The 26,225-nt window shown below is 49.3% G+C and carries 17 protein-coding genes and 1 other annotated feature; of the genes, 6 read left to right on the forward strand and 11 right to left on the reverse strand.

What is annotated here, in order from left to right:
* Nucleotide 1 precedes the first annotated feature (1 nt).
* The gene (locus ABEB26_RS08800; RefSeq protein ID WP_345721598.1) at nt 2-643 is read left to right on the forward strand and encodes a response regulator; all 642 of its coding nucleotides are present in this window, start codon (nt 2-4) and stop codon (nt 641-643) included.
* Between the two features lie 63 nt (nt 644-706).
* On the opposite strand, the gene ABEB26_RS08805 is transcribed toward ABEB26_RS08800, so the two are convergent.
* A complete protein-coding gene (locus ABEB26_RS08805) occupies nt 707-6,208 on the reverse strand; it encodes an RHS repeat-associated core domain-containing protein (RefSeq protein ID WP_345721661.1) in 5,502 nt (1,833 codons plus the stop codon).
* Between the two features lie 498 nt (nt 6,209-6,706).
* Here ABEB26_RS08805 and ABEB26_RS08810 point away from each other — a divergent pair, with 498 nt between their 5' ends.
* The 4 genes from ABEB26_RS08810 (at nt 6,707) to ABEB26_RS08825 (ending at nt 13,263) form a co-directional block, all read left to right on the forward strand.
* Nucleotides 6,707-8,152 carry an MFS transporter gene (locus tag ABEB26_RS08810; protein ID WP_345721599.1) on the forward strand — a complete coding sequence of 482 codons (1,446 nt, stop codon included), beginning with the start codon at nt 6,707-6,709 and terminating at the stop codon, nt 8,150-8,152.
* Nucleotides 8,153-8,269: 117 nt separating this feature from the next.
* A complete protein-coding gene (lipA, locus tag ABEB26_RS08815) occupies nt 8,270-9,166 on the forward strand; it encodes a lipoyl synthase (RefSeq protein ID WP_345721600.1) in 897 nt (298 codons plus the stop codon).
* A gap of 199 nt (nt 9,167-9,365) precedes the next feature.
* Nucleotides 9,366-9,622: a binding site (T-box leader), on the forward strand.
* 44 nt (nt 9,623-9,666) lie between these two features.
* Nucleotides 9,667-12,852 carry an isoleucine--tRNA ligase gene (ileS, locus tag ABEB26_RS08820; protein WP_345721601.1) on the forward strand — a complete coding sequence of 1,062 codons (3,186 nt, stop codon included), beginning with the start codon at nt 9,667-9,669 and terminating at the stop codon, nt 12,850-12,852.
* Nucleotides 12,853-12,927: 75 nt separating this feature from the next.
* Nucleotides 12,928-13,263, forward strand: coding sequence for a DUF952 domain-containing protein (locus tag ABEB26_RS08825; protein ID WP_345721602.1), 336 nt, complete (start codon nt 12,928-12,930; stop codon nt 13,261-13,263).
* Between the two features lie 220 nt (nt 13,264-13,483).
* On the opposite strand, the gene ABEB26_RS08830 is transcribed toward ABEB26_RS08825, so the two are convergent.
* The 3 genes from ABEB26_RS08830 to ABEB26_RS08840 are packed head-to-tail and all read right to left on the reverse strand — an operon-like array spanning nt 13,484 to nt 17,156.
* Nucleotides 13,484-14,569 carry a phosphotransferase gene (locus tag ABEB26_RS08830; RefSeq protein WP_345721603.1) on the reverse strand — a complete coding sequence of 362 codons (1,086 nt, stop codon included), beginning with the start codon at nt 14,567-14,569 and terminating at the stop codon, nt 13,484-13,486.
* Between the two features lie 25 nt (nt 14,570-14,594).
* Nucleotides 14,595-16,244 carry a PAS domain-containing protein gene (locus ABEB26_RS08835; protein WP_345721604.1) on the reverse strand — a complete coding sequence of 550 codons (1,650 nt, stop codon included), beginning with the start codon at nt 16,242-16,244 and terminating at the stop codon, nt 14,595-14,597.
* Between the two features lie 54 nt (nt 16,245-16,298).
* Nucleotides 16,299-17,156, reverse strand: a complete 858-nt coding sequence (locus ABEB26_RS08840; RefSeq protein ID WP_345721605.1) for an alpha/beta fold hydrolase — start codon at nt 17,154-17,156, stop codon at nt 16,299-16,301.
* A 95-nt stretch (nt 17,157-17,251) separates the two neighbouring features.
* Here ABEB26_RS08840 and ABEB26_RS08845 point away from each other — a divergent pair, with 95 nt between their 5' ends.
* A complete protein-coding gene (locus ABEB26_RS08845; RefSeq protein ID WP_345721606.1) occupies nt 17,252-17,863 on the forward strand; it encodes a TetR/AcrR family transcriptional regulator in 612 nt (203 codons plus the stop codon).
* Here the strand turns inward: ABEB26_RS08845 and ABEB26_RS08850 are convergent.
* The 7 genes from ABEB26_RS08850 to trpE all read right to left on the reverse strand — a co-directional run bounded on the left by ABEB26_RS08850 (nt 17,860) and on the right by trpE (nt 26,121).
* Nucleotides 17,860-18,693, reverse strand: a complete 834-nt coding sequence (locus ABEB26_RS08850) for an alpha/beta hydrolase (protein ID WP_345721608.1) — start codon at nt 18,691-18,693, stop codon at nt 17,860-17,862. The genes ABEB26_RS08845 and ABEB26_RS08850 overlap by 4 nt on opposite strands.
* Nucleotides 18,694-18,891: 198 nt before the next feature.
* Nucleotides 18,892-20,178 carry a glycosyltransferase family 4 protein gene (locus tag ABEB26_RS08855; protein WP_345721609.1) on the reverse strand — a complete coding sequence of 429 codons (1,287 nt, stop codon included), beginning with the start codon at nt 20,176-20,178 and terminating at the stop codon, nt 18,892-18,894.
* A gap of 9 nt (nt 20,179-20,187) precedes the next feature.
* On the reverse strand, nt 20,188-21,402 hold the full coding sequence (locus ABEB26_RS08860) for a phospholipase D-like domain-containing protein (RefSeq protein ID WP_345721610.1): 1,215 nt from the start codon (nt 21,400-21,402) through the stop codon (nt 20,188-20,190).
* 153 nt (nt 21,403-21,555) lie between these two features.
* Complete coding sequence (locus ABEB26_RS08865) at nt 21,556-22,047, reverse strand: hypothetical protein (protein WP_345721611.1); 492 nt, start codon at nt 22,045-22,047, stop codon at nt 21,556-21,558.
* 43 nt (nt 22,048-22,090) lie between these two features.
* Entirely contained in the window at nt 22,091-23,899 is a 1,809-nt protein-coding gene (gene pknB / locus ABEB26_RS08870; RefSeq protein WP_345721612.1) for a Stk1 family PASTA domain-containing Ser/Thr kinase, read from the reverse strand.
* 7 nt (nt 23,900-23,906) lie between these two features.
* Nucleotides 23,907-24,455, reverse strand: a complete 549-nt coding sequence (locus tag ABEB26_RS08875; RefSeq protein ID WP_345721613.1) for a ribonuclease H-like domain-containing protein — start codon at nt 24,453-24,455, stop codon at nt 23,907-23,909.
* Between the two features lie 148 nt (nt 24,456-24,603).
* Nucleotides 24,604-26,121 (reverse strand): anthranilate synthase component I, encoded by a 1,518-nt coding sequence (trpE, locus tag ABEB26_RS08880; protein WP_345721614.1) that lies wholly within the window; start codon nt 26,119-26,121, stop codon nt 24,604-24,606.
* Nucleotides 26,122-26,225 lie beyond the last annotated feature (104 nt).

Here is a 26,225-nt window from a genome sequence, read left to right on the forward strand (position 1 = left end):
TATGGCAATTGCCGAAATAACAATTTTATTGGCCGATGATCACGCCGTAATGCGTGATGGCGTGCGTATGGTGTTGGAAGCTCAGCCCGATTTTCGGGTGATTGGCACTGCCAACGATGGCACAGAGGCGGTTGATCTGGCTGATGCGCTACATCCTGATTTAGCCGTGCTAGATATTGCTATGCCTGGCATGAATGGTTTGGCCGCCGCCCGCGAAATTCGCACCCGTTCGCCCGAAACCAAAGTGATTTTTTTGAGTATGCACGAAGGCGAGGAGTATCTTAAGGAAGCTTTGCGCGCAGGCGCAACCGGCTATGTGCTCAAACGTGCTGCGGCAACTGAGTTAGTTTCGGCGATTCGCGCCGTCCAACGTGGCGATTCGTATCTCGACCCCGCTTTGATTGCCAAACTCAACCAATTGGGCGATAGCGATACCGTGAAGCTGGCCGATCTCACTGATCGCGAATTAGAGGTTTTGAAATTGGTTGCCGAGGGCTTAACTAACCGCCAAATTGCCGCTCAATTGGTGATTAGTGTGAAAACTGTGCAAAGTCATCGCACCAATATTATGGAAAAGCTCGACCTGCATGATCGGACTGATCTGGTCAAATATGCGATTCGCCGTGGCATGATCGAGCCATAAAAAATTTGCAGGTTCCTGCCATAACCTTTATTTGGTTATGGCAGGAGCACATAAAATTAATGCTTAATTCTGTTGTAATTGAAGTAGATAGTTCTTGATCGCGATTTCCGAATACTCATAAATCGTATCCGCATAATCATAGGTTTCTTTAGCAAACTCCAAAAACTCCTTATTTAGTCCATTAGGCAGATTTATAAAGAAGAGATCGATAAAACCATCTTCGACTTTACCTTCCATATAGGCCTTTACGCTGTCACCAATTGCTAGCTCCCAATCAACACAGGCCTTTGCCAACAGCTGGTCGAAAACATTATTACCAAATTTTGGCAAGAAGTCTGTCAACAAGTCCCAGGCAATTTTGCCAAGAAAGCTCTTGAAGCCTTTCTTTCCTGAAGGATCGATTTGATTAATCGGATCATTGCCAACATAACGATAGAGGTTCGGATCACCGCCAGCGAACCCAATCGGATCTTTAGCCGTCCAATGGCCTGTTAGGGCATCGTAATTGCGTACACCAAAACGCGTTAACCTTGTATTTGGGTCGTATAGCCCTCCTGCAAAACCGAACGGCTGAAATCCTGGATTACTATCGCTGAGCAAGTTGCCCCATGGGTCATAGGTTAATGCCTGTGCAATTGCTCCAGTATCGGCATTAACTACAAAACGTGGACTCCCAAGATGATCGGTGATGATCTGATAGGTTTGGCCATGCTTGATCATCAGATTGGGAACATAGCGATTAACACTATAAATAAATTGGGCTACAACGTTGCCTGTGCTATCAAGCTCAGCAATTGGATTCAGGCCATCGGCATAGAGCCATCCTTGCACTAGTGACCCATTGACTTGCTTACCAATCCGCCGATTAAGCCCATCGTGGAGATAACGAATGGTGGTGGTATTCGGTAAACTCACTTCTAGCAAATTTCCATGAGCATCATAGCTATAGGTTGTTGTATCAATGCCGTTGGTTTGGCTTGAACGCTCGCCGTTGGCTGTATAGGTATAGCTCGTTGAACCCCAGCGAATCAGACGATCTTGGGAATCATAGGTTGCCGTAATGCTACTCGTGGGGGTTGTCGTTGTAAGTCGATTGCCATTAAGATCATAGGTATAGTTGGCAATTGGAGTGCCATTTTGGCTAACCGAAATCAATTGTCCAATTTGATCATAACCATACTGAATTGGTGCGATTGCCGAAGTTAAGCGATATTCGGTAAGTGTAGTAATTTGATCAAGCGCATTATAGGTATAGGTGGTGCCATAATTTAATTCACCTAGCCCACGTTTATCATACCATTCGGTAGTATAGGCTTGGGGATTACCAAATTGGTTATATTGCCAACGTGCATCGATTAGCCCTAGGGATGTACTATCGATTAAGCCCGTTTGCGGATTGTAATTAACCACTTGTTCGCCAGCTTGGCTTAAACGACCGCTCGGATCATAAACGTAGTCGATCGGGGGAAGTTGGTTAATTTGTTGACTAATTGGTTGATCATGGAGATTGAAGGCTTGAATAAGCTGGCCATTAATTGAACCACTCCAAATTGTCCTAATTGGTTGCTGATTCAGATTATAGGTTGTGCTAATAATGCCATCAGGCGCAATAATTGTCGCTGGCAGACTGCTAATTGGATCATAATCAATGCTCGTTATACCTTGAGCCGTGGTAATGGTTGTAGTTCGTCCAAGCAGATCATAGGCTAGGCTTAAATTTAATCCACCGGGTCGTTGAATTTCGGTTAAATTACCAAGTAGATCATATTGGAAATTTGTTTCAACCGCCAATGAGTCAAGTGCTGGTGGTAAATATTGGCTTAGCAATGGTGATTGGATCATTTGATGGCTGAAACCATTCGGTGGAGTAATACTTTGCATCCCCTCGGCAGGATTGTTTGCGAAATGAATCGTTGCATTATTCGCTAGTTTTTGGCTGATGCGACGATTTTGGGCATCGTAGGTAAAACTGGTTACTTGTTGACGTGGGTTAGTAATTTTAATCAGATTACCAGCAGGATCATAATTAAATGATGTTGTACGAACGACGATTGGCTGATTATTATTGCGTCGATTTGGTTGCTCCTTGATTTCGACAATTTGATCATTGGCATCATATCTGATTGTTTGACGCACTCCACTCGGGCGAACGGCAGTTACAACTCGGCCAAGCGAATCATGCGTCCATTGGCTACCATAACCATTGCTATCAAGCAGAGAAACCAAATCTCCAGCATTATTATAATCAAGATTAACGGTAATTCCTGAATTATTAATTGACTGTAATAACTGCTTCCATCCATGAGTATCGGCGTAGCTGGCTTGAATGGTCTTACCACCATTAGTTGTGATCGAGGCAAGGTTTGGGCCTTGATAGGTCAGGTTAATCGCATGGTCAACAGTATCAGTAATCGTCGTTAGCATCCCCCAATCATCGTAAGTCAAGAAGACTGCTTGATTGGCAGGATTAGTAATTTGGATCGGCTGACCACGCTCATTATAGGCAAAGGTAGTAGTTTGATTGAGGGCATTGGTAATCGTGGTTGGTTTACGGGTTTGGGTGTAGCCAGTATAACGAGTCGAACGACCATGTGAATCATCGATCTTACGCAATAATCCATCCGAACCATAAATCAAGGTTGTAACGGTATTTTGTTGATCAGTAATTGTGGTCGTTAATAGCAACGGAGGCGAAGCAACATTCATCCCTGCTGCATTGGTAGCTCCCATAAGGTTGCTAGTATCCGAGACAACCGCATAAGATAACGTTAAATCTTGGCCTTGATTGTTGACTTGATGGATAACCCGTCCGCGTTGATCATACTGATTGATAAAGACTGAATTTCCTCTAGGATCAAGCTTTGATTTGAGCAGCCAACCGCCTTCTTGAGGCTGATCGAGAATACTGTGGTAGCTTGCGTAGTGGTAAGTTGAAGTTTGGTTTAATGGATCAGTGACCTGACTCAAACGGCCATAATCATCATAACCAAAGCGTACTTGCCGTCCGGTATGATCAGTTACAGCAGTTAATTGTTGAGGTCGATAATAATCATACGCAAACCATAAATAACGTCCGCCTAAGGCATCAACTCGCGCTAGCCGAGTGCCTTGATCTTGTTCGTGGGCAAATTGTTCATAGGTCAACCAGATCTGATTGCCATTCGGATCTTGTTGAGAAATCAGCCGCCCCGTAGCATCAAAGACATCGATTCGACGATCACGATGCACAACTAACCAACCACCGTCAGCTCGCTTAACTAAAGTTTGATGTGAACCAGGTGCACTAGCATAGACTTGATTGCCAACATCTTGGAATAGAGCATAGCCACCAGTGCGTTGGAGCAGGACTAATGTCCCATATGTGTGGATTCGTTGCTCATAATTATGAGTCCACGCTGCCCCAAGTGTCCCTCCTTGTAGGAGTGTTCGCTGATAGGAGCGGGTAAAATGGAGGTCTATATCCTCACAGCCAGTTGTAATCCCCAGATCTTGCTCTACCAAAAAGAACCGCCCGCTCCGGGTATCGATTGGGTCACCAACAGTAGTAACTTCAGATCGATTGCTGCCGTCGCAACTGAGATCCTCTACAGGAGTTGCGAGAGCCTCAGCAAAGCCCCCGGAATTTCCTCCTCCATGAACATTGATATGCGCTGCTTGGGCGGTTATACCAGCCGCTTCGCTTAGCCCTGGCCCAAGATGCCCCACCCCATCATTGTTGAAATAGGTACTCCAACCACTTAACCAAACCGTTGAAGTTGCTAGGTTACCATCTTCTTGGGTAGGGGCATTAAATGTTGGATCTTGGTGCGGCAGATAGCCAATGCCAACCCCTGATTCACGATGATCGGCAGGCGGATTTTCCCAACCCAGATAAACGGCCATATAGTAGCTGCTATATTCCCATTCCCAGCCACCTTTTTGAACATTCCCAGTGACAATATAGCGAGTACCTGGGCCTGATGGAACAGTTTCTTGGGGATAGCCTTGCCAGACTGAGCTGGGTAAGTATTGGGCCATCTCCATCGGTGCACCCCACCCATACGCCATTACTGGCGGTAATGGTAGTGTCGCTGGGAGTGTTTCTACCACTGGTGGATTCGTTGCCTGTGGAATCGAAGGGATTGGTGGAAGGGTGGTAATTAAGGCTGGACTACTAATCGTCATCGCTGGATTAGCCCGATCTGTGATCGTAATACTATGCGTTCCGGCTGACAAAAACCCCCAGCTACTAAAGCTGTGAATCCCTGCATCCTCAGCCGTAAACGTATAATCGGCAATAGCTTGGAAGGCACTTTGGGGTAACCCAATCGTCGTTGTACTCGCATTGATGTCAATGCCACCACGATAGCCTTGAACCCGATTGCCCTGAGTATCCACGATCTCAAGCGTCATGGTAAAGGCCCGATCACGGGCAACGGCAATCGTTCGATTGAATGTTAGCCGAAAAGCCGTGGCCCCAATAAATACCTGATTAGTAACAACTGAACGGGCTGGATTCGTGCGATCGATAATGGTTATCTGGGGTGAACCATTGCTGGCAAACCCCCAGTTATTAAAAACCTTATGCCCAGCATCGAGGGCAGTGAAGGTATAATCGGGAATTCCATTAAGTGGACTCTGATATAAGCCAATGACACTAGCACTAGGGTTGATATTAAGTGGTGCTCGATAGCCTGGAACCAGATTACCAAGCAGATCACGCGCCTCGATCGTCAACACAAGATTTGGTTGGCCTGCTAACGCCACAGTTGGTGAGATACTCGCGTGCAGGAATACTTCTGCAACCGTAACCAGATTAGAGGTTGCACGGCGCAACGGTGCAGCCCGATCAATCACGGTGATCGAATGCTCCCCAGCGGTCGTAAAACCCCAATTTGCGAAGACTTTCCGGCCAGCATCAGCGGCAGTAAATGTATAATCGGCCACGCCTTGCAAAGGGCTTTGATATAACCCTAGAACACCTGTACTTGGATTGATATCAAGTGAACCGCGATACGTTGGAACTAAAGTGCCACTCATTGTGCGGGCTTCAACTATCAGGCTTAATGATTGATCGCTTGCATAAGCAGCAGTGGTCTCAAACAGAGCATGGAGCACAACTTCTTGGACATCAACGCTATTAGTGGTTGAAAAACGACTGTTATCAGCCCGATCAATCACGATTATTGATTGCTGACCAGCAGTTGCAAAGCCCCAATTTGCGAAAACTTTTCGGCCAGCATCAGCAGCAGTAAACGTATAATCAGGCACGCCTTGCAAGGGGCTTTGATATAACCCTAAAACGCTGGTGCTTGGATTGATGTCAATTGAACCGCGATAATCGAGGTCAAGCTCACCATGAATCGTTCGAGCTTCAATGACCAATATCAATGATTGATCACCTGCATGAGCCGTTGATTGGCTGATACTTGCATGGAGACTTGTGGTTGTGCTAGTGCTTTGAGGGTCTGATTGGTGAGGAGCAACTGGTGTGGCAGCCGCAGGGATCGCCATTCCAAAGCCAAGGATTCCGATCATGAGCAAGCCTAAAAGCCGACCGAACCGACGAAGGTCAAGCCTATCCATCACACGACACATCCTTTGATCTTGAAGATCACACTAAAAAGGCTGATTACCCGAGGCGTATCCAATGAGGACTAGATTGAAGATGGGATGTTGCCGAGGTATACGCCCTACCTAGAGAGATGTTTCAAGAAAATTAATCAATATACTTAACAATCGTAACTATCATTTGAGTGTACATAAATCTGCTTGACATATCGATACTCTAGTGCTATTGTAGCGCCGACATAACGGCTTTAAGTAAAATTTAACTTCTTTTTGCATCAGCCACGCATCCTTCAATCTAGGCAACTGATGCCCAACCCTACTGAATTGCTCCACGCAGAGAGTTCAAAAACCAGGCTGTTATGCCAAACATCCTCAATTTGGCTCACGTTAATGTAGGAGGTGTATGGGTTTTCGCTTGGAAGGATATCCCCGTTAATTTCCTCATGGTATGTTCGCTGTCTAGGGCACACACAATTTGGGTTGAATTTGTTGTTGCAATGAAGGAGCAACACGATGTCAAACACACCCATGCCATCACAGCATTCCACCGTTGTATCGCAATCCACAATTTGGAAGGTTATCATTGCATCGGCTTTGGGTACCATGATTGAATGGTACGATTTCTACATTTTTGGCAGCCTGGCTGCGGTCATTGCGACAAATTTCTATCAGTCGGGCAACGAAACGGCGGCCTTACTGGAAACCTTTGCCACCTTTGGAGCGGGCTTCGCGGCGCGACCGTTCGGAGCACTGGTGTTTGGGCGGATTGGCGATATCGTTGGGCGCAAATATGCCTTTTTGGTCACGTTGTTGATCATGGGCGGCGCAACCACAGTAATTGGGATTTTGCCCACCTATGCCTCAATTGGCATTCTCGCCCCGATCATTTTAGTGATTATTCGGATCATCCAAGGTTTGGCGCTTGGTGGTGAATATGGCGGTGCGGCGGTTTATGTCGCTGAACATGTTCCCGACCATAAGCGCGGTTTTTACACCAGTTTTATTCAAATTACTGCCACCCTGGGCTTATTTGTCTCGTTGTTGGTAATTTTGATTGTGCGCACCTCGATGAGCAAGGAAGCCTTTGATAGCTGGGGCTGGCGGATTCCCTTCTTGCTCTCAATCGTCTTGGTTGGCGTTTCAGTCTACATTCGCTCGAAGATGAGTGAATCGCCGTTGTTTACCAAACTCAAACATGCGGGCAAAACCTCGAAAGCTCCGCTCAAAGATAGCTTTGGTAATCGGCGTAATTGGAAGGTGATTTTGACGGTATTATTTGGAGCCGCTGCTGGCCAAGCAGTAATCTGGTATACCGCTCAATTTTACGTGAACTCGTGGCTCAAAACTCAAGCCAAAGTGCCAGCCAATACTGTTGATACGATCGTAGCAATTGCTTTGTTTTTAGGTATGCCGTTTTTTGTGGTCATGGGAGCGCTTTCAGATAAATGGGGGCGCAAAACGGTGATGATGGCAGGCAACTTAATCGGTGCAATTGCGATTTATCCCGCCTTTATGGCTTTGAAAGCGGCGGCTGGCCCAATTACCCCAGCAGTGCTTGATGCGAGTGGAAAGGTTATCACGCCTGCGGTCGCCAACAATCCTAACACCGTTTTGCTCACGTTGATCATTTTTGGGTTGGTGTTATGTGTCTGTATGGTGTATGGCCCGATTGCGGCCTTTTTGGTGGAATCGTTTCCTGCCAAAATTCGCTATACCTCGATTTCGCTGCCCTATCACGTTGGCAACGGCTATTTTGGTGGTTGGTTGCCCTTTATCGCCACGGCAGTGGTCAGCAGCACTGGCAATATCTATGCAGGTCTGTGGTTCCCGATCGCAATCGCCTTGTTGACCTTTGTGGTTGGCATGGTTTTGCTCAAAGAAACCAAGGATAATTCGCTGCACGACGAAGCGAGTGATAACCCAATGTCCACTGAAATGGACTTAATTGCTCAGTCGTAATTAACATAGAGTTCAATGTGATCGATGGCTCACCCTTGGATGCATGACAAGCAGCAAAAGCACGTTACAATATGAGCAAGAGCAAATGCTGCTCGTTGCGTTATCCAAGGGGTTTTCATGGATACAATTACACTCTTTGAAGCGCCCAAAGCTGCGCCGGTGGCCCCGCGCCGCCCAGCATGGCTGAAAGCTCGCGCTCCGATAGGGGAAAACTACGAGGATGTGCATGGCCTCATGCGCGAACTCGATTTGCATACGGTCTGCGAAGAAGCCCATTGCCCCAATATCGGCGAATGTTGGAATCATCGCACAGCGACTTTTCTATTACTTGGCGATACCTGTACTCGTGGTTGTCGCTACTGCGCGATTGGCAAAGGCAAGCCCAAACCAATCGATGAACAAGAGCCACAGCGAATTGCGGCTGCGGTTGCGCATCTCAAACTTAAACATGTGGTGCTGACCTCGGTCAATCGCGATGATCAAGCTGATGGCGGCGCACATATTTTTGCCGAATCGATCAATTTAATTCGTCAGCAATTGCCCGAATGTAAAATCGAGGTGCTGATTCCCGATTTTGATGGCAATTGGGATGCCTTGCGAATTGTGATGGATGCGCGGCCTGACGTGTTGAATCACAATATCGAAACTGTACCGCGTTTGTTTCGCAAGTTCCGCCCGCGGGCCAACTTCTATCAAAGCCTCGAATTGTTACGCTTGGCGCGCGACCTTCAGCCTAGCATCGTGACCAAAAGTGGCTTGATGGTTGGGGCTGGCGAAACTGATGAAGAAGTGCTGACCGTGATGGATGCACTGCGGCGCTCCGATGTTGACGTAATGACGATTGGCCAATATCTCTCGCCATCTGGCGACCATTGGCCGATCGACCGTTATGTACCACCCGAAACCTTTACTTGGTTCCGTGAGCAAGGCTTAGCCCGTGGCTTCCGCCACGTCGAATCTGGCCCGATGGTACGCTCGTCGTATCACGCCCACGAACACGTCGCAGGTTTGTAAGCGATAGGGATCAGGGGTTGGGGATCAGGGATCAGTTAAATTAACTGACTACTGAATTCTGACCTCTGGCCCCTGAATCCTGACCCCTACCACCCTCTGCGTTAAACTTGCTCTATGCTCTTTGTTCTATGTTCTTTCCTCCCTCATAATTCATACTTTAGTCCTTTGACGGCTGACTTTTAAGTATGGTACAATCGGGTCACAGGCGTTGACGGAGCCGAGTAGTTGGGCTAAATCCTGAATCAGCGAGCGTGCAAATGGTGTAAGGCACGTATCAGCAACCCCAACCAAAATCTCTCCTGAGCTGAACGCTGAACCCTTTGGCAGTAAGCGAACCGGATATCCCCCGTTATCGGGATGACGTTGTGATGGCAACGGCTTAAAGTGGGTAGTTCGTGCAAACGACTATCAAGCAGGGTGGTACCGCGAGGTCTTTTTGATAACCTCGTCCCAGCAGTGTGGGGCGGGGCTTTGTGTTTTTAGTCAACGAGGAGTCAACAATGGCGTTTGCAGCAGTTGATCCCAAGGTGTCGTTTCCGACGCTTGAGGATGAGATCGCCGCTTGGTGGGAAGCCCATGGCATCGTCAAAAAGACGCTTGACCATGGTGATGCTTCGCGTCCGTTTGTCTTTTTTGAAGGGCCACCTACGGCTAATGGTCGCCCGGGGATTCACCACGTCGAGGCTCGTTCGTCTAAAGATATTATGGTGCGCTTCAACCGCATGCTTGGTAAAAAGGTCATCGGCGCTCGCGGTGGCTGGGATACCCACGGCTTGCCAGTTGAACTGGAAGTTGAAAAGAAATTAGGCTTCGCGGGCAAGCCCGACATCGAAAAATATGGCATCACCGAATTTAACGCTGCTTGTCGTCAATCAGTTTGGGATTACATCCAAGAATGGGAAAAACTGACCCAGCGGATCGCCTTCTGGATCGATCTTGAAGATCCCTATATCACGTATGATAACAAATATATCGAGTCGTTGTGGTGGATCTTCAAGCAATTGCACGAGCGTGAATTGCTGTATCGTGATTATAAAGTGACGATGCATTGCCCACGCTGTGGGACATCGCTCTCGGATCACGAGGTAGCTCAAGGCTACCAAGATAACACTGACGATCCATCGGTGTGGGTACGTTTTCGACATACGTCTAGTGACCATGCTTTAGATGCTCAAGTTGCCGATGCCGCCTTCTTGGCATGGACGACGACACCTTGGACCTTGCCGGCTAACGCTGGTTTGGCGGTTAATCCTGAGGCAACGTATGTGCTGGCTGAGCACGAAGGTCAGCGCTATATCTTGGCCGAGGCTTTGGTTGGCGCGGTGTTGGGCGAAACTGCCACCACACTCGCCAGCTTTGTTGGAGCCGATCTGCGTGGCTTGCGCTATACACCGCTATTTCCAGGGGTTGGCGATAATGGCGCAGCAATCGATTTGAGCAGTGCCCATCGGGTGGTTGCCGATGAGTTCGTGTCGTTGGAAGATGGTACGGGCATCGTGCACATCGCGCCAGCTTATGGCGACTTGGAAATTGGCCGTAAGTATGGCTTGCCAACCTTGTTCTCGGTTGATTTAGCGGGCAAAGTACTGAGCAGCTTTGAAAGCTTTGGCTTTGCAGGCATGTTCTTCAAAGAAGCTGATCCCAAAATCACGCGCTATTTGAAAGAACAAGGCTTATTGTTCAAATCAGGGCGGGTGCTGCACACCTATCCATTCTGTTGGCGCTGTAAAACGCCGTTGCTGTTCTATGCCAAGCAATCGTGGTATATCCGCACGACGGCCTTGAAGCAACAGTTGATCGCCAACAACAAAAAGATCAATTGGGTGCCTGAGCACATCCAAGCTGGGCGCTTTGGCAATTGGCTCGAAAATAACATCGACTGGGCGATCAGCCGTGAGCGCTATTGGGGCACGCCGCTGCCAGTCTGGGCCTGCGATAATTGTCAACATATCGATGTGCTTGGTTCGTTGGCGGAGCTTGGCGAACGTTGGGGCCAAGATACTGCCAATCTGGATATGCACCGCCCATTTGTTGATGCGCCTACGTGGTCATGCCCTGAGTGCGAAGCTGGTACGATGCAGCGCATTCCTGATGTAGCCGATTGTTGGTTTGATTCAGGTGCGATGCCCGTTGCACAGTGGCATTATCCATTTGAAAATCAAGAATTATTCGAAGTTGCCGGCCAAGCCGATTTTATCTCGGAAGCAATCGACCAAACCCGTGGTTGGTTCTACACCTTGCACGCGGTTTCGACCTTGCTCTTCGATCGTCCAGCCTACAAGAATGTGATCTGTTTGGGGCACTTGTTGGATGGCAAAGGCGAGAAGATGTCCAAATCCAAGGGCAACATCGTTTCGCCATGGGAAATGGTCGAGAAGTATGGTGCTGATGCGGTGCGCTGGTATATGTTTGCTGCTGGTCAGCCTTACAACCCACGCCGTTTCTCAGCCGATTTGGTCAGCGAATCGTTGCGTCAGTTCTTGTTGACCTTGTGGAATACCTATAGCTTTTTCACAACCTACGCCAATGTTGATGGTTGGACACCTGAATTGGCGCAAGGCGATTTGGCAGCGATCGATCGTTGGGCCATGGCACGACTCAACGCTTTGGTGCGCGATGTGCGTAATGATCTGAGCAATTACGATATGAATACGCCAGCCAAGCGGCTCGAACAATTCGTTGATGAGCTTTCAAACTGGTATGTGCGGCGTAATCGGCGGCGTTTCTGGGGCAGCGAGATGAACGGCGATAAGCAAGCTGCCTATTCAACCTTGTACACCTGTTTGGTGACGATCTCCAAACTGATGGCTCCATTCACGCCATTTGTGGCCGAATCGTTGTATCAAAATCTGGTGCGCAGCTACGACCAAACTGCCGCCGAAAGTGTGCATATGGCGCTGTATCCCGAAGCCAATTTGGCAGTGATCGATGAAGAATTGATCCGTAAAACCGACTTGTTGCTCAAGGCCGTGAGCTTGGGCCGTGCCGCTCGCAAGAACGCTGGGATGCGCGTGCGTCAACCACTCAGCGAAGTGTTGGTGCGCTTGCCACGCGGCGAGCAACTTGACGAACTGAGCGCTGAACTGAGCGACGAACTCAATATCAAGTCGGTGCGCTGGCTTGGCGTGGGCGATGGCTTGGTCAGCTATCGTTTCAAGCCCAATTTGCGCTCAGTGGGCAAAAAGTTTGGCAAACTGGTTCCAGCCTTGCGTGAAGTATTGGCGAATCTCAGCAGCGAGCAAGCCGCCGATGCTGCGCATAAAGTTGAAACTGGGGCTAGCTTCGAGGTTGCAGTTGAAGGTGAGACATTAACCCTCGCCGCTGACGATGTATTGATGGAAGCCTCATCGCCCGAAGGCTACGCCGTTGCTGAAGGTGAGGGCTTGTTGGTAGCGTTGGTTACGACGCTGACTGACGAATTGCTGCGCGAAGGCATCGCCCGCGAAATCGTGCGCAACCTTAACGATGCTCGCAAGGCCGCAGATCTCGCGATCACCGATAAGATCAACGCAACTTTGGGGACTGAAGTTGATTTGGCGGCAGTCGTGGCTGAATATGCCGAGTATATCAAGGCCGAAACTTTGTGTGAGGTGTTGAGCGTTGGCGATGCTAACGATAACCATCACACCAGCAGTATGGAATTGGAACAAGGCAAACTTAGCCTCGGCATTAGCAAAATCGGCTAATCCGAGTACAATCAATGCGGCGCATACAGGCTGTGTATGCGCCGCATTGATTCATTGTTTGCTAGAGGAATGTCCATGTTGTTGCACATTATTTCTCCCACCGAGTGGCAGCAAGCCGTCGCTGCTGGTGAATATCGCCCAGCTTCGCTGGCTGAAGAAGGCTTTATTCATTGTTCGACTCCTGAGCAATTACTAACTCCCGCCAATTCGTTTTATCGTGGCCAAGCCAATTTACAATTATTATGTATCGATCCAGCGCAGCTCCACGCCAAACTGGTCTATGAAGATTGCTACGAGACTGGCATGCAATTTCCCCATATCTATGGGCCGCTCAATCTTGATGCCGTTTATAAGATCGTGGAATTTCCGGTTAATCCCGATGGTACATTTGATTTGCCGAAGCTAGATTAGTTGGAGATTGGGGATTAGTTGTTAGGGATCGGTAACAAACGATGAGCATGCCCTCACCCCCTAGCCCCCTAGCCCACCCAGCGAGGCGAGGGGGAACCAGTCCATCATGATCACTTGGAACGCCCCTGGTCCGCCGCAGTGGGAGAGGGGTTGGGGTGAGGGCATTACTAGTTGTTAACCGTATAAACCATTACATCTCTGCTCTCTACTCTCCGCGCTTTTAGCGCCATAACTGTTCGGATTGCCATTCATCGTTGGCAGCGGCGAGGCATTGAAGTTTGGGCCACCAATAGGCCTGATCTGCGCCATCGATAGCATTTCCAATTGGCTCGAAAAGCATATAAGCCAACATCAAACGATAATCGCTGCAAAGCTGTTGCCATGAATAATCGATGCCTGCGCCGATTAAGCCTGCCAAATAGCGCCGCAATAGTTGCTCTTCATAGAACGCGCGTTGGGTTGGATTCCAAAATGTTGCCAGCAACGTGACCAAATCGTAGGTTGGCAAATTGGCCGAAGCAGTGCTAAAATCCAATAGATAGGCATGATCTTCTTGGGGATTTTTGGGGCAGAAGAATTGGTTGAAAGCGCAAGCACCATGCGAGAGGGTTAATTGGCGACGGCTGCTGATCCGTGGCTCCAACCAGCGTTGCCATAACGTGGGCAAGGCTGCCAAGGTTGAAGCTAAACGATCATGAATTGTATCGGTGAGGATTGCGCCATACTGAGCCAGAAATTGCTGCCATTCGGCTTGGCGATGTTGCACATGCTGGGCATGCGCCGCTGAATCGTTGTACCACACGCGCAGCGCAAACGGCGGATCAGCCGCACCAATCACAGGTACTTGCCACCACGAACTATGCAGTTGAGCCAAGCTATCAATGCACATAAAACGCCGCTGCTCATTAGGAACATGCTCGCCAGTGAGTAATGAATGGCGAGCAATTGCTGGCTCATAGGTTTCGCTTAAATCGGCCAATAAAAGATTTGAAACCCCCGAAACCGGATCATAGCTAGCGCCAAAACATTGCACAAACGGCAAATGATTAAGATCGTTGGCCTGCGCATACTGATAAATTGCCACTTCATGAGCGCCATGCTGCTCATGATTAATTTTAAGTAGCAACTGACGTGGCGCTTTGATCGGCGTGCGAAACAATTGTAATTGAATATGACCAAGCTGCGAATTGGGCGTATGCGCTTCGATCAGCTGCATATGCTTGATCATGCCTGAGCCTAACCAAGGCTGCAAGTGTTCGGTCAACCACGCCAATGAAAGATCACTCAGTGAATGCAGGATGGTCATGATTGCTCCCTTTGCAGCCTAGCGATCAATTCCCGCGATACCTCACATTCAGTTGCTGTCCACGGGTCGCATTGATCGCATAGGTAATTCCTTGTTGCAGGCTACTATGCGTCATAATCGAGCGGAAATCAACCCCCAAGGTAACCAAAGTTTGAGCCAATTCAGGTCGAATACCAGTGATAATTACGCGTGCTCCTAGTAGCTGGACGCTGGTTGCAGCTCGAATGAGTAGGCCTGCTACTTGAGTATCCATCACCGGAACGCCCGTTACATCGACAATTGCGATTTGGGCTTTATTGGTATGTACACCTTCAAGCAAGGTTTCCATAAATTGCTGTGCTCGTGCGGTATCGACGCTACCAACCAATGGCAAGAGCACCACTGTATCAGCAATTGGAATCAGTGGGGTTGAAAGCTCGATCAAGGCTTGTTGTTGAGTGCGAATAACTTCTTCGTGCAAGCGTTGGCGCTCAGCCTCAGCCTGTTTTTGGTCACTAATATCATGGGCGATCATCGAGAAAAAGCTGGGTTGGTGGTCGATATCATAGTGACATAACATTTGATACATCACAGGTAGCTGTTGGCCTTGGGCCGTTTTTAGTTGATGCTCGCCCATCCACGAGCCATGAATTTGGGCATGGTGCAAGGTTTTGGCTAGCCATGTTTGCTCGGTTTTGTCGGGATGCAAATCATACCAGGTTAATTGGCTGACTTGATCGGTAGGCTCAAGTCGCAACAAGCGCCGTGCTGCTGGATTCAAATATTGCATCTGGCCTGAAAGATCTGCAATCGCTACCAAGTCAGGAGTCGAGCTTAGAATGGTATCGAAGCGGCCCAATAAGGCTTCAGCCTGTTTTTGTTGGGTAATATTCAGCAGCAAACCATCCCATAAAATTGCCCCATTGGCTAATTTTGTGGGCCGCGAAGCCCCTTGTAGCCAATTTTCTTGGCCATTGATATAAACTCGACCTTCCCAGCGCCATGGTTCAAGCGTTTGAGCCGAAGCCATAATCGCCTCTTGAAAGCGCAAACGGTCGGTTGGATTGACGGCCTCGGTCACAATGCTGGCATTTTGCATAATCGCTTCTGGTTCTAGGCCATAAATATCGCGACTGCCAGTGCTCACAAAGGGAAAACGCATTGTATGATCTGGCTCAAGCAAAAATTGATAGACCATGCCAGGTACATTCTCAATGATTCGTTGTAAGCGGGCCTCGTTATCGGTTAGAGCAGCCGAGGCCGCTACCTCGTTGCTCAGATCGCGTGAAATGCCAACTGTGCCAATGATCGAGCCATCGTGATTACGGATTGGGTGTTTGGTGGTTGCAAACAGATGCACCTCGCCTGTATAACGCGTGACTGGCTCAGAATTGATCACCAAGGCTTGACCTGTTTGAAACACCTGAGCATCATCGCGAATATATTGCTCGGTATAACTCGGTTGGTTAAAATCAGCGTCGATCAAATCTTGGAGCTGCTGGCTATCCATGCCATAGTATTCCCGAAAAGCGCGATTGGCGTAGCGAATATGCGAACCTGGGCCTTTGTATAAAATCAAATCGGGGATAGCATCTAAAATTTGTTCGTAGATCGAGTTCTGGGCACGCAAGTTGATGATGGTTTGGTGTAGGTCAATAGTCGTTTCATCCCGATCCACATACACATCAGTCCCCATTGCGTGCCTCCTCGATTTAATTTTTTGTAATTACTCTAGTGTCCCCCATGTGGGCTAACCTGCGCCTCCCACAAAGGTCACGATCTTATCTAGTACTTCTGTCGAATGGAGGATGCCACTATGGCCCAATTTGTTGGTCGCCAATAGTTCTGCATTAGGCCAGTGTTGCTGTAATTCTTGCGCATAGCGAAAATCAACCCGTAGATCATTGCGATCATGGACAATCAAGGCTGGTGGTAAATGCTGGGTTGGCATTGATTTCATGGCATAATGGCTGGCTGGTTGGCCAAATTGACGTTGCAAAGCTTGATCAAATAAACGCTTAAGCCGTTGCGATAAACCAAATCCATCGGCAAACGCGCCAGTCATATATTCGCCGCTAGTTGGTGCACCCATCAACACAACCCGCTGCGGTAGCGCGATATCAAGCGTACCCAGCATCCAAGCGCTGCAAGCTGCTCCAAACGAGTGTGCAATAATCACATCGAACGGGCCAAGTTGCTGCACGGTCGCCGCCAAAGCTGCGCTAAAATCAGGGATACTGGTGGTTTTGCCTTCAGAAGCGCCATGGGCTGGGCCATCGATCGCCGTTACTTCGTAGCCTAAACCAGCTAAGTGTGGGGCCAAGGCATGCCAACGCCGAGCATCGTGTTCCCAGCCATGCACCAGCAACACTTTGCGTGAGCCAGCACCCCAACGATAGGCTTGCAAACGCCGCCCGGCATGCTCAACATTCAACCGTTGGGCTGATTGCAGAAATTTTGAGGGTTTAGTGCTGGTTGCCCGCCGTGGTTGTAAAAAAAGCTGAAGCACCATGCGCCCAGCCAGTTGCGGTGCAAGATAGCTCAAGCCGCCAATGCTATTGCGCAGTAGCCGCGCTTGCCATGGAAGTTTGATCGATTGAGTTGCCATATGTTCCCCCTAGGAATTGCCAATTTGTGTCTAGCCAAATGTATGATAATTATTGTAATAAGCAATGTTACCACTGTCAACATTGAGGTAGCCAAATGATTGAAGAACGGTATCATCATGGTGATTTGCGCCAAGCCCTTTTGACGCTCGCCAAGCAGCAGCTCACCAGCCAAGGAATCGAATCGTTGAGTTTACGCGCGATCAGTCGTGAGGCAGGCGTGAGCCATGCAGCGGCCTACCGCCATTTTCCCAATAAAGAGGCCTTGGTGGCGGCTTTGGCCTGCGCTGGGTTTGAGCAATTACAAACGTTCGTTGCTGGAGAAGTGGCCGAGTATACAGCTGATCCAACTGAGCAATTTTTTCAATGTGGCATTGCCTATGTAAAATTTGCTCTCAATAATGCCACCTTATTTCGTTTGATGTTTGGGGTTTCTGGGGTTGATCGTTTGCAATACCCCGCCACCCATGCCGCTGCCCAAGCTAGTTTTGGGGTGCTGGTTGGCACAATCGAACGCGGCCAAGCGGCAGGCTTAATTGGCTCAGGTGAGCCACGCCAACTAGCATTTACGGCCTGGGCCGCCGTTCATGGCTTAGCAACCTTAGCGCTCCAAGATCAAATCACACCGCAAGGCACAATCGATCCTGAGCGCTTGGTTCGCAATACGGCAAAATTGCTTTGGCATGGCTTGAAATATGGGCAAATTTAGGCCATGTGGGCATCAAGCCATTCAATAACGAGGGGGATTAATGTGGTTTGTTCTGGTTCGTTCAGCACTTCATGATACAAGCCAGGGTAGCTATGCAGGGTTTTATCTTGTGATTTGAACAATCCAAAGGCATGAATCGCTCCAGCTGGACTAACCAAACGATCGGCCAAGCCTTGCAATAACAACACAGGCAAGCTAATTTCATTGGCACGTTGATCGATCACCCGCGTTGCGTTGATCATCGCGTTGCCCATTTGCGCTTTGATGCCTCCTTTGTAATTCAATGGATCAGCCTTGAAGGCCTCGACCACCTTGGGATCACGGCTGTTCCACTGGGGATCGAATGGCGCAACTGGTAAATTCGGCAGAAATTTGCTGATAAATGCGCCAACTTTAACCACCACTTTGGGCGTGGTGGCATCAACTTTGAAAGCTGGGCCAGTCAAGACCAAACCATGCAAATTGTGCCCATATTCCAAGGTGTAGAGGGTGCTGATCAAGCCACCCATGCTATGGCCGAGCATAAATAACGGACCATTTGGCTCTTTATCGCGTACCAATCGCACAAAACTAGCTAAATCGTTGACAAATTCATCAAAATGTTTGACCGTTGCGCGATTGCCCTGCGATTGACCATGGCCGCGATGATCAAGCGCCCAAACGCTATAGTTGGCCGCCACCAAAGCCTTGGCTACATGTTGATAACGTCCGCTGTGTTCGGCATAGCCATGCACCACTACCACTGTGGCCTTGGGCGCAGCTGGCCGCCATGTTTGATAAAAAATCGTCGTGTTGTTACCGCCCGTAAATGTTGCCGTTGTATGTTCCATTCACTAGCCTTTCTAAACGAGGGGTCAGGGGTCAGGGGTCGGGGATCAGGGTTGAAACCACCAAGGGCGCGAAGCACGCGAAAGATTCTCATTCCATCATTCGTGCATTTTATCCCCAATTCCGCTAGAGTAAAGTCTGGCTCCTGATCTCTAACCCCATCTCATAACTCTGCGCCTCTGCGTTAAATAGTCTGAATCCTAGCCCCTGATCCCTGACCCCTGAATCCTAGCCTCAACAAGCTCCGCGTAAACCGCCCGAATTTGAGCATATTTGTGCTCCCACGTTAGCTCGGCTAAAGTTTGCGCGTAGCCCTGTTGTCCAAGTCGTTGGGCTAACTCAGGGTTGGTCAGCAATTGAGTCAAGGCTGCTGTAAGTTGGGCAACATTGCCATAATCGACCAACAAGCCTGTTTCGCCCTCGCGAATAACCGCTGGAACGCCACCAGCTCGCGCACCAATCACAGGCAAGCGATATAACCAAGCCTCAAGATACACGATTCCAAATGAGTCGGTGCGTGAGGGCATGGCGAACAGTGTGGCAGCGGCCAAGGCATCGCGTTTGCGTTCTTGCGGCGCTCGCGCAAACACATGAATCCGCTGCTTGCTGGCAGGATCCAGCATTTCCCAAAGTTGCTCGAAATGGGCCATTGGTGTGCCAACCATCACCAGATGCTCGCTGCGCCCACTGGCCCAAAGCTGCTCCATCGCACGAATCAGGTCGAATGCGCCCTTTTCTTTGGCCAATGTGCCGATATACAGCACAAATGGTTGCTGAATCCCCGTTTCTTGGCGAAAACGCTCAGCATCGCCGCCCGCCAATTCATGTGGCTCAACCCCTACGCCAATGCAGCGCAAGGTTGAGCGCGAAATTCCACAATCGGCCAAATAATCGGCCTCAAGCGGCGTTTGCACAATCACCCGATCGGCTTGCTGCATCAATTTAATCTGATGGGGCATGGTGTAATAGCGCACCAACGAGCGATCACCAGGCACGCCCAAATGCACATATGGCGAAAGTACAAACGGAATTTTAGCCTGCTTGGCATATTTCAAGGCTGGGATCAGCATAAAATCTAAGGTAATGTTCGCCGCATGAACTAGCTCGAATTGCCCAATTTCTTGGCTTAGGGCACGATTAAATGCTGGCATGCGCGGCGTAATTTGGCTGAGCGCCATCAACAAACTGCTTGTGGCTGGCAAACGCCCAAGTTCCAGCATTGCTCGCCGCAAGATTGGGTACACCAAGGCTGGGCCAGGTGCACGCACGATCGGAAAGCGCCGAATCGCTACGCCATTGTGTTGCTCGGTTGGCTGATCGATCGTGCGCCGACCGCTAGCCCAGAAATGATCGAGATCCCAGGCATTGCTCGTCCAAACATCGACCGTATGCCCTTCGGCGGCCAACCGTTCAGCAATTACTTGGCAAACCTGCTCCGAACCACCGATATATGGGTAATAGCGCTGAATAACGTGTAAAATCCGCATGAATACTCGCTAACGGCCACAACCAGCAGGATTTTCGGCTTGGGCATACAGCCGATCAAATTCAGCCAAATAATGGCGAGCCAAATCGGGATCAGTAATAATCAATAAATTTTCATCGTTATTATTTTCAGCCGCCGCAGTAAAATTATATGAGCCAGTAATCACAATCTTTTCGTCGATTACAATTGTCTTATTATGTAAAATATAACAATTAGCGTCACGTAAAACTGGAATTCCAGCATCTTCCAAAATACCAAATTCAGAGCCAAGGCCTTCAGCATTGCGTGACTCCATCACGACTTGAACCTCCAAGCCAGCCTCATGACGATCGATCAAGGCTTGGGCGGTATCATCATCGGTAAATGAAAATGCAAGTACATTCACCGATTGCTTGGCTTTTTTAATATAATTGACGATTTTGGAGCGCGGCTTATCAACTGGTGAAAAATAGGTTTCGATCTGCACTCCACCAGCCAATTTAATTACTGGATTAGGCGTATTTTTGGGAGCTTTGCCACCCATCTTGCCAGCAAACATATCGAGAAAGCGTTGGCGATAATTGGCAACCAGCTCTGGTATGGTTGAACGAATCATATTATTGTTATTACGATAAACATCGTTCACAACCAAATTCATCGAGCCAGTCCAAACAATTGTATCGTCAATTACCACGATTTTGTTGTGCATAAATGCTGAACGCTCATCCCACGTAATTGGGATTTTGGCTGCTTCCAAACGTCCAGTCGTTTCAGCAACTTCCGGTGAAGCCAAATTTTCATCATCAACCACCAGTTGAACTTTGACTTTACGCTTTTTGGCACGAATCAAGGCATCGGTCATTAATTCTAAATCAAAATCGAACGATGCAATATAAATTGTGCTTTTGGCTGCATCAATATCGGCAATCATCACCGCATCAACCCCGCCTTTACGTCCAGCTGCTTTTTCAGGGTAACTTGGGCGGGTAAAAAACACCTGATACCAGGCTCCTTCGGCGACATAGGCTTTATCTGGATCAAGCGCCGCGATCACATTATTGGGATCGGCCATTGTTGGTGGATTTGTGGGTGTCGTTGGCCCAGCCACGCTGGTTGGCTCAACGCTAGTACGGCCCAGCCAACGATCAAAATAGCCCGCCTGATAGGCATAAACCAACCCAGCAATCACCAGGATCACGACAATTTGCCAAGGCTTGAGCTTCGTGGTCGATGTACTACGCGCCATAATCCAGCCTTTCGATATGTGGGTAGGGTTTAGGGGCTAGGTTTTAGGGATCAGATTTGTTAGCCACGAATTGCACGAATTCCACGAATTATTTAATTTCATCCCTCATCCTTCCCTCTGAACCCTATGTTCTATGCTCTATGCTCTATGTTCTTATCCTCGCCAGCCCCGGCGGCGCTTGATGCGGTGTGAGCGGGGCCGAGCATTTGCCCCTAACATTTGGCCCATGCGATCGAGCTTGGCAGTGATGACGTTTTGTTTGGCGGCTTGACCAGCCCCATCAAGTACATTTTGACCAAGTTTGGTCATTTGCTCGACCACACTTGGAATTAATTGACTCAGTGCGTTGGCAGCCGCTTGACCAGCTTGGGCAGCTGGATCGACTGGTTGCGGTGTTTCTGCAACAATTGCTTTATGCGCTTGATTCAACGCTGAGTTAGCTGCCGCCAGAACCTCGTTTACCTCAACAATATCATCACGATTCGCTTGACGCGCCGCTTGGAGCACATCGGCCTCAGCCACGCCAGCCTGAAGTTGTTGCTCAGCCCAACGCAATAATGCTTTCGCCGTCACATCAGTCAAATTGTCGGTCAATCGTTCGTTGTTGGCGAGGCGTTCAAATGCCGCTTGGCGATCAAGGCTCATTGGAATCCTCCTGTTGATCAATCTAGCGATCGGCCCAATCTGATTACGGGCGACGCACCCCAAGCACAATTATGCTACCACGTGGAATCAAAGCTCCATTATCGACTGGCTGACCATTGGCGGTTGCACTCACCACCATATTCGCCGCAATACTATCAAAATTGGGAATCAAATCTGGCCCTTGCTCATCGACAATATCGAGGCGTAGATCGCTGCGCGTTGCCAAAATCGCCTCAGCCTCAGCCCGTTGGCGACCAATTAGATCAGGGAAAATCACCAGATCGCCGACGCTCACGACTAATTCAATCTCGCTGCCTTGGGCCAATTTCAAGCCCGCTGGCGGATTTTGGCGCAAGACAAAGCCCGCCGGAATGGTTTGATCGGGCGTGTCGGTGCGCCGAACTTTAAACCCAGCCCGAACTAAGGCATCCGAGGCCGCATCAAATTGTTGGCGGGTTACATCAGGAATTTCAACTTGGGCTGGCCCCAAACTCAAGGTAAACGGAATGACCGTGCCTTTGGCGACCTTGGTTCCAGCAGCAACATCTTGGCCGATCACGGTTGCGGCTGGGGCGAGATCGTTGCGTGGCTCTTTGCGTTGTTCGCCAAGTTCAAGCGATTTGAGCAGATCAAGCGCTTCGCTTTCGGTTCTGCCAACCAAATCTGGGACTTCGACCATCTCGGGAGCTGGGGTGGGTTCACCAGTTGGGGTAACTTGGGTCGCCTTATTACCACCAAATGCTTGACTGATTGAATCCATGACATTGGTAAACATCAGCACATAGACCAAACCGCCAATTCCAACTAATAATAAGGTTGCAATCACCCATAAGCCGCAGCCAGACGATTGACGGGCCTGCGGTTGATTCATTGGTACAGGTTGTTGGGCAGCCAAGGGCGGAGCATAATTTTGGCGTGGACGAGCTTGTGGCGCTGGTTGTTGGCGTGGTGGACGTACCTCGGCAGGCTCTTGGGTTTGTGGCAAACGCCCAGCATTCGCTGAAGGTACGGCCATGGTCGCTTGGTTGCCACGCTCACGATACAGCCGCAATAACTCGGCAAACGCTCGCGCCGATTGCGGGCGTTGAGCAGGATCTTTCGACATCGCTTGGAGCACAATCGCCTCAAGCTGCGGTGGAATCGACGGGTTATAGCTGCGCAAAGGCGGCGGTGCTGCTTGGATATGCTGCAAGGCGACTGCCAAGGGCGAATCGCCACTAAACGGCAAACGTCCGGTCAGCATCTCATAGGTTAGCACGCCCAAGGCATAGACATCGGAAAGCGGAGTTGCCCCCAAACCTTGAGCCTGTTCTGGCGCGAGATAATCGGCAGTTCCAAAGGTTGTGCCTGGATCAGTTAATGCCGAGGATTGCTTGCTTTTGGCGATGCCAAAATCGCTCAGCCGGGCATAATCGTTTGCATCAATTAAGACATTTTGCGGCTTGACATCACGGTGCACCAAGCCACTATCATGGGCTGCTTGCAAAGCTTCGGCTACTTGGCGCACAATCGCCAAGGTGCGTGGCACGGGCAAGGGTGCTTGCAACGAAATAATTTCTTTGAGATCGGTACCTTGGACATATTCCATCACAATGTAGTGGAGATCGCCCTCGGCTCCGATATCATATACCCGCACAATATTGGGGTGACCCAACTGGGCGGCAGCATCGGCTTCGTGCTTAAAGCGGCGCAAAAATTGCTCGTCACTGGCATATTGGCCATGTAACACTTTAATTGCAACTGGTCGATTGAGTCGCAAATCGCGCCCAAGATACACCGTTGCCATGCCGCCTTGGCCTAGTTTTCGCTCTAATTGATAGCGATTATTGAGAATTCGTGGTTGTTCGCTCATCGCCCCACTAATACTCCTCGTCGCTCAATGGCGACAGCAACGATTGCTCGGACGCATGCCAAATCGTAACATGCGGGTGCAAATCAGGCTCAGCTAGTTTATGTAAATAACAACGCAAGCGTGGTAGATGAATAATATCGTCGCGATTGTAGCGTAATAATAAATCTAAAGCAGTTTGATCGTTATAGTTTTCGTAGGCTTGCCACAAGCGCAAAGCGTCACGACCATCAAGTCCATGAGTAGAACGAGCAATCCCGATCTTTTGTTCAACAATTTTCAAGCCACCGCGCAGATTTTGCCGCCGACATTCGCGCAACAAATCGCAATGCCCAAATTCTCGCTTCAAATCTGCACCGAGTGCTTTGTAAATAATCGGCAGATCAAAACTTGCTCCATTAAAGGTGTAGATCGTTTCGACTCCTGCCAAGGCCGCGTACAAATTAACATCACTAACCCCAGCGCCAACCAGTTGAACTGTACCACGCCGGGGCAAGTAAATCCCAATCACACTAATCGTGCGCTGCCAGGTTGTTTCAATATCAAGGTATGCGTCCATAATTTGTGAGGGGCCAGAGGTCAGGGGCTAGGGATTAGGAACGTAGTTAGACTATTGAGATTATAGCAATTCATACCTAGCTAACGTATCATTCAGAGCAAACAATGGATATATTCTGACCCCTGACCCCTAGCCTCTAATCCCTCATTTACAACTCCAACATCTCGGCGACGTGCAAGGCTCGAATCAGCGAACCAGCTTTGTTGCGGGTTTCGAGATCTTCCAATTTAACATCGCTATCGGCAACAATCCCCGCGCCAGCTTGCATATAGGCCACACCATCTTTAATGACCATTGTGCGAATAGTAATCGCTGTGTCAAGCGATAGCCCGCCAAACGAGACATAACCAACGCAACCACCATATGGCCCGCGTTGAGTTGGCTCTAATTCCGCGATAATTTCCATGGCCCGCACCTTGGGCGCACCGGTCAGCGTGCCAGCAGGGAAGCAGGCACGTAAGGCATGCAACGGCGAGTAGCGCGAGGTATCCAACGTGCCTTTAACCACCGAAACTAAGTGCATCACATGCGAATATTTTTCAATTTGCATAAATTTGGGCACGTGGACAGTGCCAGGCAGCGAAACCCGCCCCACATCGTTGCGCCCTAGATCAACCAACATCAAATGTTCAGCGCGTTCTTTTTCGTCGGCTAATAATTCAGCCTGCATCCGCGCTTCATCCTCGGCATCACGGCCACGGCGGCGCGTGCCAGCAATTGGGTGGGTCTCGATAATCCCATCTTCAACCCGCACCAACATTTCGGGCGATGCCCCAATAATCGCCGCATCAGGCACATTCAAAAAGAACATGTAGGGCGATGGATTGACCGTGCGCAGCGCTCGATAGACGGCAAATGGCTCGGCATCAGTTTCACGCTGAAAACGCTGTGATAACACCACTTGGAAAATATCGCCAGCCCGAATATACTCGCGAGCTTTTTCAATTGCGGCGCTAAATTCGCTAAATGATTGATTTGATTGCAACTGTTCGTTGAGTTCGGGCAAACTAGGCGAGGCGGCACTTGAGCTATAGACTTCGGGCGCTAATGGCCGCACTAATTTTTTGGTCATGGCCTCGATGGCTTGGTTGGCTTCGGCGAATTGAGTTGCCAAATCCACTGCAGCATCAAACACCAGCGTGCTCATAATTTTGATCGTATGCCGCACATGGTCGAAAGCCAAAACCGTTTTGACCACCATCCACACGCCATCGGGAATTTGCAATGGGCGCAGAGTTGGCGCGGGCAAACGTTCAAAGGTACGCACGGTTTCATAGCCTAAAAAGCCGACTGCCCCGCCCGTAAAGCGTGGCAAGTCGGGTTGAGGCGCTGGATTGGCGCGTTGTGTACCAACCACCAAGCGTTCTAATTGATCAAGCGTCGTCAGATCATCATAGCTGGTGCGTTCACCATTGGCCGTTTCAATAATACTTTGCTGGCCGAGACCGCGAATAATCAAATGCGGTTCGCAGCCAATAAATGAATAGCGACCAATTTGCTCGCCACCTTCAACACTTTCAAGCAAGAAACTATAGTGGCCCTGAGCAACCTTCAAGTACGCCGACACTGGCGTTTCCAAATCGGCGACTAACTCACGATAGACTGCACATTGGGTGTAGCCAGCCGCAGCCCATGCTTGCACTTGTTCAAATGTTGGCGAAGCCATGAACGCTCCATAAAAACTATAAGAAGAGGGGTCAGGGGTCAGATGCTAGGGATCAGTCAGAGGAATGTAAAATAAAAGATCAAGCGTAAATCAAGCCAACTCCT

Origin of the sequence: Herpetosiphon gulosus (assembly GCF_039545135.1) — a bacterium.
In the GTDB taxonomy this organism is placed as follows: Bacteria; Chloroflexota; Chloroflexia; order Chloroflexales; family Herpetosiphonaceae; genus Herpetosiphon; species Herpetosiphon gulosus.

Bases quoted from the DNA above. Each gene is read 5' to 3' on its own strand.
- ABEB26_RS08810 (WP_345721599.1), top strand. From the start codon at position 6,707: ATGTCAAACACACCCATGCCATCACAGCATTCCACCGTTGTATCGCAA.
- ileS (WP_345721601.1), top strand. From the start codon at position 9,667: ATGGCGTTTGCAGCAGTTGATCCCAAGGTGTCGTTTCCGACGCTTGAG.
- ABEB26_RS08830 (WP_345721603.1), bottom strand. From the start codon at position 14,569: ATGACCATCCTGCATTCACTGAGTGATCTTTCATTGGCGTGGTTGACC.
- ABEB26_RS08875 (WP_345721613.1), bottom strand. From the start codon at position 24,455: ATGGACGCATACCTTGATATTGAAACAACCTGGCAGCGCACGATTAGT.
- ABEB26_RS08865 (WP_345721611.1), bottom strand. From the start codon at position 22,047: ATGAGCCTTGATCGCCAAGCGGCATTTGAACGCCTCGCCAACAACGAA.
- ABEB26_RS08845 (WP_345721606.1), top strand. From the start codon at position 17,252: ATGATTGAAGAACGGTATCATCATGGTGATTTGCGCCAAGCCCTTTTG.
- lipA (WP_345721600.1), top strand. From the start codon at position 8,270: ATGGATACAATTACACTCTTTGAAGCGCCCAAAGCTGCGCCGGTGGCC.
- ABEB26_RS08800 (WP_345721598.1), top strand. From the start codon at position 2: ATGGCAATTGCCGAAATAACAATTTTATTGGCCGATGATCACGCCGTA.
- ABEB26_RS08860 (WP_345721610.1), bottom strand. From the start codon at position 21,402: ATGGCGCGTAGTACATCGACCACGAAGCTCAAGCCTTGGCAAATTGTC.
- ABEB26_RS08850 (WP_345721608.1), bottom strand. From the start codon at position 18,693: ATGGAACATACAACGGCAACATTTACGGGCGGTAACAACACGACGATT.
- ABEB26_RS08840 (WP_345721605.1), bottom strand. From the start codon at position 17,156: ATGGCAACTCAATCGATCAAACTTCCATGGCAAGCGCGGCTACTGCGC.
- ABEB26_RS08825 (WP_345721602.1), top strand. From the start codon at position 12,928: ATGTTGTTGCACATTATTTCTCCCACCGAGTGGCAGCAAGCCGTCGCT.
- ABEB26_RS08835 (WP_345721604.1), bottom strand. From the start codon at position 16,244: ATGGGGACTGATGTGTATGTGGATCGGGATGAAACGACTATTGACCTA.
- trpE (WP_345721614.1), bottom strand. From the start codon at position 26,121: ATGGCTTCGCCAACATTTGAACAAGTGCAAGCATGGGCTGCGGCTGGC.
- pknB (WP_345721612.1), bottom strand. From the start codon at position 23,899: ATGAGCGAACAACCACGAATTCTCAATAATCGCTATCAATTAGAGCGA.
- ABEB26_RS08805 (WP_345721661.1), bottom strand. From the start codon at position 6,208: ATGGATAGGCTTGACCTTCGTCGGTTCGGTCGGCTTTTAGGCTTGCTC.
- ABEB26_RS08855 (WP_345721609.1), bottom strand. From the start codon at position 20,178: ATGCGGATTTTACACGTTATTCAGCGCTATTACCCATATATCGGTGGT.